Origin of the sequence: Solimonas flava DSM 18980 (genome assembly GCF_000426685.1) — a bacterium.
Classification (GTDB): domain Bacteria; phylum Pseudomonadota; class Gammaproteobacteria; order Nevskiales; family Nevskiaceae; genus Solimonas; species Solimonas flava.
In genome coordinates this window covers 321,771-337,643 of the sequence record NZ_AUFV01000008.1, presented here as the reverse complement: position 1 = coordinate 337,643, position 15,873 = coordinate 321,771, and the positions used below count along the sequence as shown (strand labels likewise).

Here is a 15,873-nt window from a genome sequence, read left to right as displayed (position 1 = left end):
ACGCGCATGTCGATCTGGTGATCGACCAGCCAGTTCACTGCATATTCAAAGCTGCCCGGCAGAATCTGCTCGGAGAAACGCACCGCGAGCAGCTTCGACAGATGACGATCAACCGGCTTGTAGCGCGCCATGATGCTGCTCCATTCAGATGGGAAAACAGCAGCGTGTTACGTGCCAATTCAGACCGGGTTCAAGGGTTTTTCTACAGCCTCAACGCCCAAGTTCACCCGCGACCCAGGTGCCGCGAAGCGGCGGCTGGGACGTCGGAGTGCAACTCATTGTTAGGCCAAGGATGGCAATTCATTTTGCGGCCTGCGTACCTGACTGCGCACAACTGTAGACGACATTGGTGCTTAACGGCCCTGCATGTGCAGAGACGGTAATTTCTAACTCGACTGACTCCGACAGGACCAAGCGGTAAAGACGGCTAGGAACTTTCTCGCTGGGAGGCAGGGGCGGTTTGGCAAGAAAAGGGCCTCCATGGGGCAAACCGAGTATTTCTCCGCTTCCGATAGGAAAGCCGGGCGAGCCGACGATGACCGAGAAATGCAAGAACCCCTCGGGTGGAATCTGCTGATGACCTGAGTTGAGAGTCATCATCTGGAAAATGGCGCCCTCGCGCGATTGTTTAAACACCTCTGCCCGTCTGTCAGTATCGCTTACTGGCGTGTCCGCAATTACCCGAGTCGTATTCTTCACAACACGAAGGTTCTCAGCGGCAACACTCATTCCGAACCAAAACGTACGCTCGGAATCTAGTTTGTGTGTGGCAAGTTTTCCTAAGTGCTCTTTGGATTGCCCCGAAGTGAGATGCCAACTTTGCCAATCTGGCTCAAGGCTAAGATGGTCAATTTGAAAAGGTTGGTTCCAGCGGTCAGATTTGTGCTCAACTGCACGGATGTAGTCATTTGGCGCCGCATCGCCGGGGAAGAAGAGTGTTCTGTCGCCGGCCGAATGCACAAAAATTCCGAGCCACCTAACGATGCCAGCTGGCTCCATGAAGAAACATTTGCCCAACCGAGTGAAAGGCTTCCCAAGCCTGAACAGTCGATCGGTCGCACGGGCGAGCGGATTGTCATTGGCGTCGTCTACGCCCGGGTTGCCAAAGTCGACTTCCCAAGTTAGTTCAAGTTTGTCTTTCAACTTCGCGCCCGTCCTGATTTGGGCCTAACGCCAATTAGACGGACGAGGCTGTCCGCCTAATCCGTAATGCTGTCCGTATAACTCGCCGCGCTTGCTCGCAAGGCTTTGATTACACGACGGTCGCGTTTTTAGGAGCGGAAACGAAGGCGGACGCGATAGCATCGTCGGTTTCTCCTCAGTCTGGTGGATCAACTCCGGAGCAGGATGCGCTCGCTGCATTACAGCCTGCGCACCGAAAAAACCTCTTGTCGTTGAATTAAACGCTGCATCCCGTTCAGCGGCAAGCGGCATCCGCGCGTGCCGGAGGTTTTGTCTGAGAACCGGTGTCGAATCTCGGATCAGCTGCACGATGCAGGGCCGGACCGCCGTATCGGGGAAGAAGGCGGTGATCGCCTCGGGGAAGCCTTCAGGCCGTCGGCGACGGCGATCGGGATGTCGTTCGTGCCGCGCGCTTTGACGGCTGGCCAGGGCACGCGGCTGCGGCGGGGCGGGCCACGGCGGCGTGCCGCTGAAGGAATCCACGCCTTGACGCCGCCGGCTCGGGTGGCGGAGCCTGCGGGCGAGGAGACGAGAACGGATCGCCATGAGCATCCTGCAGATTCCGCGCGCGCGCCCGCGCGTGATCCTGTTCGACTGGCACGCCACGCTGGTCGACACGATGGACGCGATGTACTACGCGCTCGACGATGTGCTGCCGCGGCTCGGGCCGCTCGGACTGATCGAGCGGCTGGTGCCGCCGGGCCGGTCGAAGACGCTGGAGGACGCCAAGCTCGTCAAGTACGTGCGCGAGCACGCGCGCCTGCACCCGAAGATCAAGGCCGAACGGCGCATCTCGCGAACCGATGTGTTCGAGGTGCTGTTCGGTGCCGATCAGGAAGCCAAGGTGATCGCCCATCGCGAGTTCGACAAGAGCTATGCGCGGCACTTCGGTGCGGTGCGGCCGTTGGAGGCCGATGCGCGCGAGCGCCTGCTGGAGCTGCGCGCGCTGGGCCTGCGTCTCGGCGTGCTGTCGAACCGCGCGCGGCATTTCATGGCGCACGAGATCTACACGGTCGATGCCGAAGGCTGGCACGAGCTGTTCGACACCATGGTCTGCGGCGATGACGTCAGCCGCCGCAAACCGCATCCGGACCTCGTGCTCAAGGCGCTCGACGAACTCGGCGTGGCGCCGGGCCTCGGCTGCTGGTACGTCGGCGACAGCACCACCGATGTGATCGCCGCCAAGCAGGCCGGCGTGACGGCGGTGTTCTACAACGGCGCCGGCTGGGATCGCGCGTGGATCGACAGGATCTTCCCTGGCACGATCCGCCATCCGCACGTGCCGGATGCCGTGGTCGGCAGCCTCGGCGATCTGAACGCGCTGGCGCGCGAGCTGATCGCCGCGGTGCCGGCGTAGCGGCTCGGGAACCTCCGAAAAAGCGCATACGTGGTCATTGCGAGAAGCCGCAGACGACGAAGCCATCCAGGCACCCTATGCAACAAGCGGCGTCTCCGGATCGCCACGGCCGCCGCGCGGCCTCGCGATGACGGATCTATTCAGAGGTTTCCGAGGGGGCCCGGGCGACGAAGCCATCCAGCAGCACCCTGTGCAACAAGCGGCGTATCCGGATCGCCGCGGCCGCTGTGCGGCCTCGCGATGACGGCGTTTTTCAGGCCTTCCCTCAGCCTGACAGCGTTGCTTCGCTCAGTGCCCAGAGCCGGCCGGCGAGCGCGACGTCGCGGCTCGCGGCGCTGCCACGCTGCTGCTTGCGCTTGACGAAGTACTCGCCGCTGACATGGCGCAGCTCCGGCGCGGTCGCCAGCCACATGGCGGTATCGGCGCCCTGTGCCGGCGTCAGCATCAGCGCGGTGATCAGCGTCTGCAGCGGCAGCTCGCGGTAGATGCCGGTCGCGACCGCGCCCGGATGGAAAGCGTTGACGGTGACCGGCGTGCCGGCGAGGCGCCGCGCCAGTTCGCGCGTGAACAGCAGGTTGGCGAGCTTGGCCTGCGCGTACGCGCTGATGCCGGTGCGGTGCCGCGAAGGGTCGGTGAAGCTGGCCTCGTCGATGCGGCCGAAGCGGTGCATCAGCGAGCTGGTGACGACGATGCGGCCCTGCTCGGCGCGCTGGAGCGCTTCGAGCAGACGCATCGTCAGGCGGAAATGGCCGAAGTGCATGACGCCGATCATCGCCTCGTAGCCGCTCGGCAGGCGCCGCAGCTTGAGCGTGTAGAGACCGGCGTTGAGCGCCAGCACGTCGAGCGTCGGCATGCGTGCGAGCAGCTCGGCGGCGAAGCGGTCGACGTCGGCGGCGTCGCCGAGATCGAGCGGCAGCGCCTCGATCTGCGCATCGGCGTGACGCGCGCGGATTTCGTCGACTGCCTGCTGCGAGCGCGCCTGATCGCGCGAGGCGATGACGACGCGATCGCCGCGTGCGGCCAGCGCCAGCGCCAGTTCGTAGCCGATGCCGCTGTTGCCGCCGGTGATGAGCACATTGCGGGTCATCGTTTCACTCCTGAAAGCCGGGTTGCAGCAGGCCGGCGGCGACCAGCGCGGCGACCGCCTCGCCGTCGTGGCCGGGGACGAGATGAAGCTCGGGCGCCGCGCGGCGCAGCGCATCGAGCGCCTTGAGTTCGCCGGCGACCGCGACGCGGTCCTCGTCGATCAATCCGCCGGTGACCCAGCGCGGCCGCTCGCGCTGCGCCTCGATGTTGCGCATCTGCCAGGCGACGTCGCCGATGAACAGCAGCTCGCGGCCATCGGCGCGGCGCACGTAGACCATCTGGCTGCCCGGCGTGTGGCCGGGCGCGGCGACGAGTACGACGCCGGGCGCGAGCGCCGCGTAGCGCTCGTAGCGCAACGGCGCGTAGCCGGCCAGCGCGCCGTCTGGCAGGCCGGCGGCCTTCGCATACTTGGGCTCGGCGAGCTGTGCCGCGGTCAGCCGCGTCGCCGGCAGCAGCGCGGCGAGCTGCGGATGGCGCGCCAGGCCGCCGAGGTGATCCATGTGCTCGTGCGTGACGACGATCAGCGCGGCCTGTTCGAGCGCCTTTTCGACGCGCGCGTAGGCCGCGTCGTCGAAGAACGGCACCATGAATGCCGGCTTGGCGAGGCTGCGGTCGAGCGCGCTGTCGACCATCACCGTGCGGTCGGCGTAGACCAGCCGGTAGGCGTAGACCGGGATCTCCAGCCCGCGCCAGGCGCCGCCGGCCATCACCATCGCTTCGGGGAACGAGAACGCCGCGACCTTCTCGACCTGCACCGCCGCCGGCTTGTCGCCCGGCAGCGAATCCGCCAGCCGGCGGACTTCGGCGAGGTCGAAGTCGTAATGCGCCGCGTCCGGCAGGCGGCCGTCGAGCGCCAGCCACCAGTATCCGGCGCCGAGCGCGGCAGCCAGCGCCAGCGCCGCAGTCCAACGCTTGCCCATCGTGGTCTTCCCGGCCTGTGTATCCGGCGGCGAGTGTAACTGCCGCGGCGTGACTCAGGTGCGACAGAGCGGGCCGGGCGCCGCCGGCACGTGCTGCGTGGCCAGCCATCGAAGTCGGGCCTCGATGTCGAGCGGCCGCGCCGCGGCCAGCCGGCAGGCTTCGTCGAGCGCGTCGTCATCGAAGTGGCGCGTGACGGCGGCCGCTCGGCCGCGAGTGTGTCCGCCGCGGTTCAGCCGAGGCGATGCTCGACCAGCGTCGTCGTCAACGGCTGGCCGTCGAGGTCGAGGTAGAGCTGGCGCTCGGTGACCGAGACGGCGAGGCGGCTGCGTCGTTCGAGGCGGGCGGCAGCGTCGGCGACGAAGGTGCGGCCGAGTTCGTAGACCGGGATTTCGTCGCCGCGGTGGATCTTGCGGCCGGCGAGCTGGGCGAGCAGCGGCCCCGGATCGCGGTGCGTGTAGACCGCCGCGCGGCCGGCGAGCTTGCTGCCGCGATGCAGGCGCTCGGCGTCGGGCGCGCCGATCTCGATCCAGGCCGTCACGCGGCCGGTGAGATCGCGCACCAGCAGCGCCGGTTCGTCGACCGCGGCGACGCCCTCGGTCAGCGCGATGCCGTCCTGGTATTCGAGACAGTAGGCGAGTACGCGCGCGAGCATGAACTCGGCGGTTTCCGACGGCTGGCGGGCGACGCGCAGCTCGAAGTCCGCGTAGACGCCGCGATCGACGTCGGCGAGCTGGATCGTGAAGTGGTACAGCGTGGCGGTCTGGGCCATGCGGGGCGGCGGCGCGGCGGCGGGCGGGCGCGCAGCTTAAACCACCGCCATCGCGCCGCGCTCCAGCGTCAGCGTGCAGCTCTGGCCCAGATCGAGCACGCGCATCGTGCGGCCGGCGCCGAGCCACAGCGCGCAGCAGATCGCCAGATCGACGATCTCGCCGTCGCTGTAGTGCCGGTGCAGGCGCTGCCAGAAATCGGCGTCGTCGCGCAGGCGCAGGTGGTCGTGCGCGAGGCCCTCGGCGTATTCGGCGGCGAGCTTCTCGCGCACGCTGTAGCCGGGCCAGCGGCGCCAGTCGGCGACGTGCTCGTAGAACGCCGCGTCGAGGCCGGTATCCGAGCCCGGCGCGTAGCGTGCGCGCCGGCAGACCTCGCACTCGTTGGCGAGCGCGATGCGCATGCGCGCCAGTTCGTGAATGCGCGGCGTCAGGCGGCTCTGGCTGTAGACCGCCTCGCTGAGCGCGACGAGTCCGGCGCCGAGTTCGGGGCGCAGCGACAGCCAGGAGCCGAGATCGTCGGCGACGGCGATGCGCGGCATGAGAGGTCTCCGTAGCGGCCACGAGCGGCCGCGCAAATTACCGCACCGCGCTCCGGTGCAGGCCTGATCCATTTGCGGGATGACTCGGCGCCGCGGTGGTCACCGCGGTGGCCGCGGCAGCAGCGCCGGGACGCGGCGCATGTGCTCGGCGTAGGCCGGGCGCCGCTCGAGGTTGCGCCGGTCCATGAGCGGGATGCTGACGAACACGAACATCGCCGTCATCGCCAGCGCGCCCCACGGCAGCCACCACCACGCCGACGGCGCCGCGGCGAGGCCGAACAGCAGTAGTCCCCACCAGAACGACACTTCGCCGAGGTAGTTCGGGTGTCGCGACCAGGCCCAGAGGCCGTGGGCGATGAAGCCGCCGCGCGGCTTGCGCGCGAGGTACGCGTGCAGCTGCAGATCGGCGACGGTCTCGATCAGGATCGCGCCGAGCGTGACGACGGCGGCGAGCAGGTCGAGCGCGCCGAGCGGCGCCGTGCCCCGCGTCATCACCGCGTAGATCGGCAGGCTGGCGACGAACACCTGCAGCGTCGGCATCAGGTGGATGCCGAGGAAGTCGGCGAGCCGCGCGTGGCGTCCGGCCCGCGCACGCACCAGCGGATAGCGCCAGTCCTCGTGCGCGAGCCCGCCCCAGTGGCGCGCCCAGTTCGCGGTCAGGCGGATGCCCCACAGCCAGACCAGCGCGACGACGATCGCGGCGCGCGACAGATCGACGCCGTCGGCGCGGTGCGCGAACCACCACAGCGCCAGCAGCGGCGGTATCACGCTCCAGTACGGATCGTAGAAGCTGGAGTTGCGATAGCGGCGGCTGAACGCGAAGACGACGACAGTGGCGGCGAGATCGGCGAGCAGCGCGTCCCACGGCGCCGTCGCCGGCGCGCCGGCCAGCAGCGCGAGCGCGGCGCCGGTCGCGGTCAGGTAGGCGACGAAGATCAGCGCGAATGCCGCCGTTCTCGGACGCACGGGGCCCTCCTGTTTCGGTGCGCGGCCCGCTGCCGCGAGGCGACGATGGTCGATCCGGACGGGCGCCGCCTCACCTGCATGCAGCAGGTCATGTTGCAGCCCAGCATGAGCGGCGCGGGTAGGCGGCTGCGCGAAAACTACCCGTTCGTGTAGTGCGGCAGGGCGGGGCCGAACTTAGTTTCTGCTCCCATCAATACAGGCAGCGACGGCATCCGCGACGCGGACCGATCCCTGCCATCGAGTGAGGAGAGAGCCATGTTGCCTGCCCCCGTCCGCGTGGTGGACCTGTCGTTCGCCATGACCTGCTCGCCGCGCTGCTGATCCCGCCGTTCTGCCCTCGGGGCAGGTCACGCCGGCAGCCGCCGGCCTATCCGGAAACGACATGGAAAGCTTTCGCTTCAGGCTCGCCGCCCTGGTGATGCGTCACCGCGGTTTCACGACGCTGCTGTTCGCGCTCGTCACGGCATTCTTCGCGGTCGGACTGCGCAACGTCGAACTCAAGACGATCTTCTCCGACCTGCTGCCGAAGGACGATCCGTTCGTGCAGGTCTACAAGGATCATCCGAACTTCGGCAATCCGCTGACCTTCACGCTGATGATCCAGCGCAAGGATGGTGACATCTACAATCCCGAGACGCTGGCCAAGGTCTGGAAGCTGACGCGCGACGTCGATCTCGCGCCCGGCGTCGACCATGACCAGATCCTGTCGATCGCGACCGAGAAAGCGCGTTACGCCGAAGCGACGCCTTACGGCATCGACGTGCGTCCGCTGATGGAGGATCACGCGCCGACCACGCCGGAAGAGATCGCCGAGTTCCGGGCCCGCGTCGACAAGGCGCCGGGCGCGCGCAACTTCCTGATCTCCGGCGACGGCACGGCGACGCTGATCAACGCCACGTTCATCGAGCGCCTGCTCGATTACGGCGAAGCCTTCAACTACATGCAGAAGCTCGTCGAAGCGGCGCGCGACGAGCATCACGACGTGCATCTCGCCGGCCAGCCGGCGCTGACCGGCTGGGTCTATCGCTACGAAAGCCAGATGTTCGTGATCTTCGCGGTGACGCTCGCCGCGCTGGTCATCACCCTGGCGCTGTACATGCGCAACGTGGTCGGCGTCGTCACGCCGATCGTCACCAGCGCCGTCGCCGCGATCTGGGGTTTCGGCTTCGTCGGCTGGCTGAAGTCGCCGATCGAGCCGCTGCTGATGATCGTGCCGCTGCTGCTGATCGCGCGCTCGTTCTCGCACTGCGTGCAGTTCACCGAACGCTATTACGAGATCTACGCGCATCTTCGCGACCGCGAGAAGGCGGCCGAGATCACCATGGGCGTGATGATGGTGCCGAGCGTGCTCGGCATCTTCACCGACATCGTCGGCATCTTCCTGATCGCCATCGCGCCGATTCCGGCGATGGAACGCTTCGCGCTGTTCTGCGGCTTCTGGGCGATCTGGCTGATCCCGACCGGCACCTTCCTGATCTCGCTGCTGCTGTCGGTGCTGCCGCCGCCGAAGAACATCGACAAGCTGGTCGGCCACGGCGGCGGCGGCGTGCACCGCAAGTTCTCGCAGCTGCTGCGCGGCGTCGCCGCGACCACCTACGGCCGGCCGGCGCGCGTGACGACGCTGATCGTCGCGGTCGGCAGCGTCGCCGCGATCTACACCGCGCTGCAGATCAAGATCGGCAACCCGGTCGAGGGCAGCAATCTGCTGTGGCCGGAGTCGGAGTACAACGAGGGCGTCGCGCAGATCAACCGCAACTTCCCCGGCGTCAACACGCTGGAGATCGTGTTCGAGGCCAAGGACCAGAAGAGCCCGAGCCGCGTCACGCGTCAGGCCGACACGGTGCTGACGATGCAGGCCCTGCAGGCCGAGATCGAGCGCTCGCCGCAGCCGCCGCGCGCGACGCTGTCGTTCGGCGACTATCTGATGGAGGCTAACCGCCTGTTCTCCGGCGGCAACCCGAAATGGGCGCCGCTCGATCCGACCGACGCCGCCGTCAACGCCGCCGCCGGCGCGGTGATGGTCGGCAGCAGCCCGAAAGCCTTCTCCAACGTCATCGACTTCGAACAGCAGAACGGCACCGTGTCGCTGTGGTTCAAGGACAACAGGCAGGAGACGGTCGATGCCGCGCTGGCCGAGGCGCGCCGCGCGATCGACAAGGTCGGCGCCGACCACAAGGCGTTCCTGATCCGTCTCGGCACCGGCACGATTGCCTTGCAGCAGGCGGTCAACAACGTCGTCGACCGTTACCACTGGCTGATTATCGGCTGCCTCAACCTGGTGATCCTGATCGGCTGCTCGCTGGCCTACCGCTCGCTGGTCGCCGGCCTGATCCTGCTGCTGCCGGTCAATCTGTCGAACGTCGTGCTGCTGTCGACGATGCACCTGATGGGCATCGGCCTCGACGTCAACTCGATGCTGGTCGCGGCGATCGGCATCGGCGTCGGCATCGACTACGGCATCTACCTGCTGTCGCGCATCTGCGAGGAATACCACGGCCAGGATCACGACTGGGGCCGCACGCTGACCGCGGCGCTGACGACGACCGGCAAGGCGATCATGTTCACCGCCTCGATCATGATGATCGGCATCCTGCCCTGGTACTTCCTGTCCGACCTCAAGTTCATGGCGGACATGGGCCTGCTGCTGACGCTGATCATGCTCATCAACATGATCCTCGCGCTGGTCGTGCTGCCGCTGATCGTGTGGCTGCTCAAGCCTTCGTTCGTCGGCCGCAAGGACCTGCTGGTCGGCGAGAGCGTCGATCTCTCGGCGATCGTCGCCGAGGACCTCGGCAGCAAGCCGATGCAGTCGGCGCCGGCCTGAGCCGCGCCCTTCCCGACAAACCCACCGTACGACGACCCAGGCGCCGCGGCGCCGCCAGTAGAGCGAGGAGAAAGAACCATGTGGATCAAGAAGTACGACTTCGATTACGGCCGGCGCATGCTGCTCGAGAAGACGGTCAAGGGCGTCGCCGCCGCCGGTGTGCTGGCGCCGCTGTGGCCGCTGATCGGCAACGCGGCGGACAGCTCGAAGGCGTATCCGGACGAGCTGCTGTCGATCGAGGCCTACACCAAGGGCAAGATCAAGCCGGGCGACGTCATCACCGCCAGCAACGTCGAGGCGGTCAAGGATCTGCTCGATCCGATCGCCTACCAGCAGGTCAAGACGATGGGGCGCCGCATCAATATCGTCGAGTCGACCAAGGACGTGACCAAGCTGTTCCCGGCCGAGTACCTGGAGGCGACGCTGAAGAACAAGGGCCGCGCCAAGCTCGACGGCGACGGCAACGTGTTCACCGACAACGGCGAGCCGTGGATCGGCGGCAACCCCTTCGTCGAGCCGAAGGACGGCGTCGAAGCGGCGGCCAACCTGACGCTGTCCTGGGGGCGCCACGACTATTCGATGTACGCGGTGCGCGACTGGGACATCGCCCCGGACGGCACGCAGGCCTACCAGTACGACTTCGTCTGGGCCGAGCTCAACAACACCGCGCGCGTCGACGGCAAGGTCTGGAACGGCAAGAAGGACATCCTGCGCTATCAGTCGGTGTGGTTCACCTCGCCGCAGGACACCGCCGGCAGCTCCTACCTCAACACCTGGTACTACGACCAGCGCAAGTTCCCGGACCTCTACGGCTACCTGCCGGCGTTCAAGCGCGTGCGCCAGTTCCCGACCAACCAGCGCTTCGAGCCGCTGGTGCCGGGCATCACTTTCTTCCTGTCGGACGCGTGGGCGGCCGGCGATCCGATGCTGACCTGGGGCAACTACAAGATCATCGGCCGCCAGCCGATGCTCGGCGCGATCGGTTCGCGCAACTTCATGGGCGGCTACCACCCGAACTACGAGCGTCCGGTGCACGGCGGCCCGAAGAACCAGACCTTCCACGACGTGTGGATGGAGCTGGTGCCGGAATGCATCGTGCTGGAGGCCGAGCCGACCGGCTATCCGCGCGCGCCGGTGGGCAAGAAGCGGATCTGGATCGACGTGCGCAACGGCATGTACGTCGCCTACGTGACCTACGACCGCCGCGGCGAGATCTGGAAGTCCTTCGAGCCCTGCTACGCGCAGTACTCGAACGACAAGCTGACCGTGAAGGACGGCGCCCATCCGGCCTGGTCGTGGGTCGCGGTGCTCAGCCACGACATCCAGGCCAACCGCATGACGCGCTTCGTGCAGGCCAAGGAAGTGACCGGCGGCTACAAGAGCGGCTACTCGGTCGGCAAGGACGACGTCTACAACAAGTACCTCACCAACCAGGCGATCGCGCGCCTCGGCTCGGCCTGACGATGAACGCCAGAACCGTGGGCATGGCGCTGGGCCTGCTGCTGTCGCCGCTGGCGTATGCGGCCGGCGCGGCAGGCGGCGTGCAGGTGGTGCAGAGCGGCACCGTGCACCAGGCGCTGTTCGCGATCGCCTTCGACGGCAGCGAAGGCCTCGCGGTCGGCGCCGCCGGCGAGATCGAGCGCAGCGGCGACGGCGGCAAGACCTGGCAGGCGATCGCCGCGCCCGGCGCCGAGGCGCTGCTCGGCGTCGCGCTGCGCGGCTCGCACGCGATCGCCGTCGGCCAGCAGGGCGCCGTGCTGCTGCGCGACGCGCAGGGCCAGTGGCGCAAGGTCGATGCCGGCACCGACGCGCGGCTGTTCGCGGTGTCGCTCAACGCGCGCGGCGAGGCGGTCGCGGTCGGCGCGTTCGGCACGGTGCTGAAGTCCGACGACGGCGGCGCGCACTGGCGTGCGATCGCGCCGGGTTGGGCCGCGTACACCGAGAACGGCGAGGAGCCGCACGTCTACGACGTGCAGATCGACGAGCGCGGCGTGATCACGCTGGCCGGCGAGTTCGGGCTGATCCTGCGTTCGGCCGACGGCGGCGGCGACTGGCAGCTGCTGCACAAGGGCGACGCCTCGCTGTTCGCGCTCGACCTGCGCGGCGACGGCGTCGGCTACGCCGTCGGCCAGAGCGGCACGGTGCTGAAGACGGCCGACGGCGGCGCGCACTGGCAGGCGCTCGACGCCGGCACGCAGGCGATCCTGCTCGGCGTCGATTCGCTGCCCGGCGGGCGCGTCGTCATCACCGCGATCCGCGAGCAGCTGCAAAGCCGCGACGACGGCGCCAGCTGGCAGCACGTCGACACGCCGGAAGTCGCGGCCTACTGGAACCAGGGTGTCACGCACGTGGCGGGAGGGCCGGCGCTGGTCGTCGGCCAGGCGGGACGGATCGTGCGCGTCGGCGAATAGCGGCCGGCGCCCGAGAACGAATAAGCGGTCTGAAAGCGAGGGGTCAGACGTGAATCGAAAGACAAGATGGGCAGCCGTCGCGCTGCTCGGCAGCGGACTGGTGCAGGCCGGCGTGGCGTCGGCGCAGGACGACGGGGAAGGCGGCGATTCCGGCTTCTTCTCGTCGCTGTTCAGCGGCATGGATTTCAGCCTCGGCGGCTTCATCCGCCCCGAGATCGCGGTCGCCACCGGCGACGAGAATCCGTTCAATCAGGGCGGCAACGTCTACAACGGCGTCAGCGTCGCGCGCCAGGCCGGCGATCCGTTCACCGCCTACGGGCCGGTGCTGTCGGTGCCGGTGCTGTCCGGCGCGCTCAACGCCATCGGCCTGGGCAGCGTCACCCAGCCCGGCACGCTGCTCGGCGATCTGCTCGGCGCGGTGCCGGTGGTCAACGGCCAGCTGCCGATCGCCGACACCATCGAGCGTCCGGTGCGCAGCACCGACAACACCTTCAACATGATGGTGCTGCGCGGCGAGCTCGAAGCCGGCATCCGCTTCAACTCGGACCTGAGTCTGGTCGCGCGCCTGCGCGCGATGTACGACCCCGGCGTCTACGACGACATCAACGCCGAGCATCTGGTCGGCGCCGACGGCATGGGCATCGTCGGCGGCGATCCGGCGCTGTACCACCATCAGCCGAACTTCTACGAGTACCGCGTCGAGGGTGACTCGACGCCGAATCCGCTGGAATGGGACGGCAAGAACTACCAGGTCTATTTCCCGGCGCTGTTCCTCGAATACAACCACGGCCCGCTGAACCTGCGCCTCGGCAACCAGCAGATCGCCTGGGGCCAGGCGATCTTCTTCCGCGTGCTCGACGTCGTCGACGGTCTCGACCTGCGCCGCCATTCGGTGCTCGACAACGCGCAGGAAGAGTTCTCCGACAAGCGCGTGCCCTCGCTGGGCCTGCGCCTCGGTTACCAGATCAGCGACGAATGGCTCGCCGACGCCTACGTGCAGAAGTTCCAGCCGTCGATCTACGGCAACCCGAACACGCCGTACAACGTGATCCCGACCCAGTTCACGGTGCACGACCTGTACGCCAAGGGTGGCTTCGACGACAAGATCAGCTACGGCCTGCGCCTGAAGGGCAACTACGGGCAGTGGGGCTTCCAGGCGATGGCGGTGCGCCGCTACAACCCGGACGGTGTGTTCCGCTGGACGGCGTCGGACGTCGACCGCGACCTGCCGAACAACAACATCCTCGGCATCACCGAGAACCTGCTCAACAACGGCGTCACCGGGCCGTCGACCGGCGAGCTGCTCGCGCAGACGCCGTTCGAAGCGGCGCCCGGCGGCGTCTACTCGGCGAACGAGTGGTTCCACTACGCCGGCATGGCGCGCCTCGACGCGGTCGAGGGCCTCAACGCCGCGATCAACGAGTTCGCGCCGGCGACCAGCCGGCTGCTGGCGGCGCCGGCGGCGGACACGCAGGCCGCGTACAACGAGCTGAACACCTTCTTCATGGCGGCCGGCGGCGCGCTGCGCGGACACATCGCCCGCGAGTACTTCGCCGAGAACGTGTTCGGCGCCGGCGTCAGCTACGTCACAGAAGGCACGCCGGGCTCGTTCCTCGACCAGCTGATCATCAACCTCGAAGCCTCGTACACGCCGAACCGCGTCTACACGGCGCCGTCGCTGTCGCGCAACTACCTGCGCGAGGACAGCGCGATCGGCGCACTGGTGCTCGAAAAGTACCATCGCTTCACGCAGGCCTTCCCGGCGACCTACATGGTGCTGCAGTACATGCATCGCACCAAGGACGATCTGTTCGGACGCGCGCTGAAAGGCTACGGCGGCAACGTCAACGCCCCGGCCGGCGGCATCAGCGGCGGCGCCAACTACGTCGTGTTCGCGCTGCAGCAGCCGTTCCCGCAGGACATCTACCGCGTCTCGCTGGCGACGCTGTACGACCCGCGCGGCGGCATCCTCGTGCAACCGGGCATCAAGTGGAAGCCGCGCGGCTCGATCACCGTCGACGCCTTCTACAGCTACATCAACGGCCATCTCGGCGGCAATCCGAACAACAACGCGCTGTCGACGGCCGACTTCGCGGACGAGTTCACGCTGCGCGTCGGATATCAGTTCTAGGCCCTGCAAAGACCTCCCCATGCCCCGCAGGTCTGGGGCTCCGGCGATCGATCGGCAGCGGTTGATCGCCGTATTTTTTGGAGAAGCCCCGCATGCACCTGCGCCGCTACGGACCCGGCTACAGCCGCCGGCACTTCCTCGCGCTGTCGGGCGCGGCCGCGGCCGGCGTGCTGATGCCGCTGTGGGACGCGGTCGCGCAGACCGGCGAGGTGAGCAAGGCCTACCCGGACGAGCTGCTGTCGATCGAGGCGTACAGCAAGGGCCGCATCAAGGCCGGCGACGAGATTAGCGCCGCCAACGTCGAGCTGGTCAAGGACCTGCTCGAACCGATCAAGTACGCGCAGATCGCCACGCTCGGCCGCCGCCTGCGTGTGGCGCCGACGACGACCGAGATCATGCGGCTGTCGCCCTGGGAATATCTGGAAGCGACGCTGAAGAACCGCGGCCAGGCGCGCTTCGACGCGCGCGGCAATGTCGTCGCCGCCGACGGCCGGCCGTGGATCGGCGGTCATCCGTTCCCGGGTAGCACCGACGCGCTCGAACTGATGGCCGGGCTGACGCTGAGCTGGGGCCGTCACGACGCCGTGCTCTACGCCATGAAGGAGTACGACCTCGATCCGCAGGGCGAGGTCGCCTTCGAGTACCAGGCCGGCTGGGCCGAGCTGTCGCCGGTCGCGCGCGTGCGCCTGGAGCCGAAGCCGTACTGGCCGGGCCGCGAGGACAAGCTGCGCTACCAGACGGTGTTCTTCGTCGGCCCGGACAGCGTCAAGGGCACCGCCTATCTCAACGTCTGGGCCTACGACCAGCACGCCTTCCCCGATCTGTACGGCTACCTGCCGGCGTTCAAGCGCATCCGCCAGTTTCCGACCGACCAGCGCTTCGAACCGCTGGTGCCGGGCTCGACGCTGTACCTGTCGGATGCCTGGGCGGCCGGCGATCCGCTGCACACCTGGGGCAACTATCGCGTCGTCGGCCGTGGTCCGGCGCTGGCCGCGGTGTCCGGCGGCTGGAACGCGGCGCACCCGAACTGGGAGCACCGCACGCACGGCGGCCCGAAGGGCAAGACCTTCTGGGACACCACCGTCGAGCTGGTGCCGGAGGCGATCGTCGTCGAGGCCGAACCGATCGGCTTCCCGCGCGCGCCGGTCAGCAAGAAGCGCGTCTGGTTCGACGCGCGCACTGCGCTTCCGATCGCGATGGTCTCGTACGACCGCCGCGGCCAGCCGTACCGTTCCTTCGACGGCGCCTACGCGCTGTACGAGGACGGCGGCAAGTCGTTCAAGGACGGCGCCCATCCGTACTGGTCGTGGGCACACGTGCACGCCTACGACATCCAGAGCGGGCGCATGACGCGCCTCGAACAGGTGCGCAGCGTCGCCGGTGGCCACGTGACCACCGTCAACGATGCGGCGATCTACGAACGCTATCTGACCAACGCCGCGCTGATGCGGCTCGGTTGAGCCCGTGCGCCGCAGCGCCGTTGCCGTGTGCGGACGTCCGGCGCGCGCCGATGCGACGGCCGTTCGCGTCGGCGTACAGCGCGGCGCGCCGGCGCGGAACGCAGCTGAAGTTGCGGCACCGGCAGCATCGCGGCGCTCGGGATTCAAAAACTACCCGAGCGGGTAGCGGTGAAGCGCAGCGACACGCTTAGTGTTCTTCACCAGAACGAGGCTCGCGAAGAGCCCGACC

At 67.7% G+C, this 15,873-nt stretch carries 12 protein-coding genes and 1 pseudogene; 6 read left to right on the top strand and 7 right to left on the bottom strand.

The features are described from left to right. Nucleotides 1-300: 300 nt before the first annotated feature. Both K343_RS24450 and K343_RS25035 read right to left on the bottom strand, forming a co-directional pair. On the bottom strand, nucleotides 301-1,143 hold the full coding sequence (locus K343_RS24450) for a hypothetical protein (RefSeq protein ID WP_154662512.1): 843 nt from the start codon (nucleotides 1,141-1,143) through the stop codon (nucleotides 301-303). 327 nt (nucleotides 1,144-1,470) lie between these two features. Beyond that, nucleotides 1,471-1,601, bottom strand: a pseudogene (locus tag K343_RS25035) (transposase); the annotation flags it as partial. Nucleotides 1,602-1,726: 125 nt separating this feature from the next. Between K343_RS25035 and K343_RS0110480 the strand changes: the two are divergent. After that, nucleotides 1,727-2,539, top strand: a complete 813-nt coding sequence (locus tag K343_RS0110480; protein WP_028008037.1) for an HAD family hydrolase — start codon at nucleotides 1,727-1,729, stop codon at nucleotides 2,537-2,539. A 265-nt stretch (nucleotides 2,540-2,804) separates the two neighbouring features. Here the strand turns inward: K343_RS0110480 and K343_RS0110475 are convergent, their stop codons facing one another. The 5 genes from K343_RS0110475 to K343_RS0110455 all read right to left on the bottom strand — a co-directional run bounded on the left by K343_RS0110475 (nucleotide 2,805) and on the right by K343_RS0110455 (nucleotide 6,818). Continuing rightward, nucleotides 2,805-3,626, bottom strand: coding sequence for an SDR family oxidoreductase (locus K343_RS0110475; protein WP_028008036.1), 822 nt, complete (start codon nucleotides 3,624-3,626; stop codon nucleotides 2,805-2,807). A gap of 4 nt (nucleotides 3,627-3,630) precedes the next feature. Beyond that, entirely contained in the window at nucleotides 3,631-4,545 is a 915-nt protein-coding gene (locus tag K343_RS0110470; protein WP_028008035.1) for an MBL fold metallo-hydrolase, read from the bottom strand. A gap of 230 nt (nucleotides 4,546-4,775) precedes the next feature. After that, nucleotides 4,776-5,315: a YaeQ family protein gene (locus K343_RS0110465; RefSeq protein ID WP_028008034.1), complete on the bottom strand. Its 540-nt coding sequence runs from the start codon at nucleotides 5,313-5,315 to the stop codon at nucleotides 4,776-4,778. 36 nt (nucleotides 5,316-5,351) lie between these two features. Beyond that, the gene (locus tag K343_RS0110460; RefSeq protein WP_028008033.1) at nucleotides 5,352-5,852 is read right to left on the bottom strand and encodes a carboxymuconolactone decarboxylase family protein; all 501 of its coding nucleotides are present in this window, start codon (nucleotides 5,850-5,852) and stop codon (nucleotides 5,352-5,354) included. 99 nt (nucleotides 5,853-5,951) lie between these two features. Next, entirely contained in the window at nucleotides 5,952-6,818 is an 867-nt protein-coding gene (locus K343_RS0110455; RefSeq protein WP_028008032.1) for a DUF1295 domain-containing protein, read from the bottom strand. A 382-nt stretch (nucleotides 6,819-7,200) separates the two neighbouring features. Here K343_RS0110455 and K343_RS0110445 point away from each other — a divergent pair, with 382 nt between their 5' ends. The 5 genes from K343_RS0110445 (at nucleotide 7,201) to K343_RS0110425 (ending at nucleotide 15,644) form a co-directional block, all read left to right on the top strand. After that, nucleotides 7,201-9,642, top strand: a complete 2,442-nt coding sequence (locus K343_RS0110445; protein WP_028008031.1) for an efflux RND transporter permease subunit — start codon at nucleotides 7,201-7,203, stop codon at nucleotides 9,640-9,642. A 78-nt stretch (nucleotides 9,643-9,720) separates the two neighbouring features. Further along, a complete protein-coding gene (locus K343_RS0110440) occupies nucleotides 9,721-11,103 on the top strand; it encodes a DUF1329 domain-containing protein (RefSeq protein WP_028008030.1) in 1,383 nt (460 codons plus the stop codon). A 2-nt stretch (nucleotides 11,104-11,105) separates the two neighbouring features. Continuing rightward, the gene (locus tag K343_RS21675) at nucleotides 11,106-12,053 is read left to right on the top strand and encodes a WD40/YVTN/BNR-like repeat-containing protein (protein WP_051278160.1); all 948 of its coding nucleotides are present in this window, start codon (nucleotides 11,106-11,108) and stop codon (nucleotides 12,051-12,053) included. Between the two features lie 49 nt (nucleotides 12,054-12,102). Beyond that, nucleotides 12,103-14,184: a DUF1302 family protein gene (locus tag K343_RS21670; RefSeq protein ID WP_154662511.1), complete on the top strand. Its 2,082-nt coding sequence runs from the start codon at nucleotides 12,103-12,105 to the stop codon at nucleotides 14,182-14,184. A 92-nt stretch (nucleotides 14,185-14,276) separates the two neighbouring features. Next, complete coding sequence (locus K343_RS0110425; RefSeq protein WP_028008029.1) at nucleotides 14,277-15,644, top strand: DUF1329 domain-containing protein; 1,368 nt, start codon at nucleotides 14,277-14,279, stop codon at nucleotides 15,642-15,644. Nucleotides 15,645-15,873 lie beyond the last annotated feature (229 nt).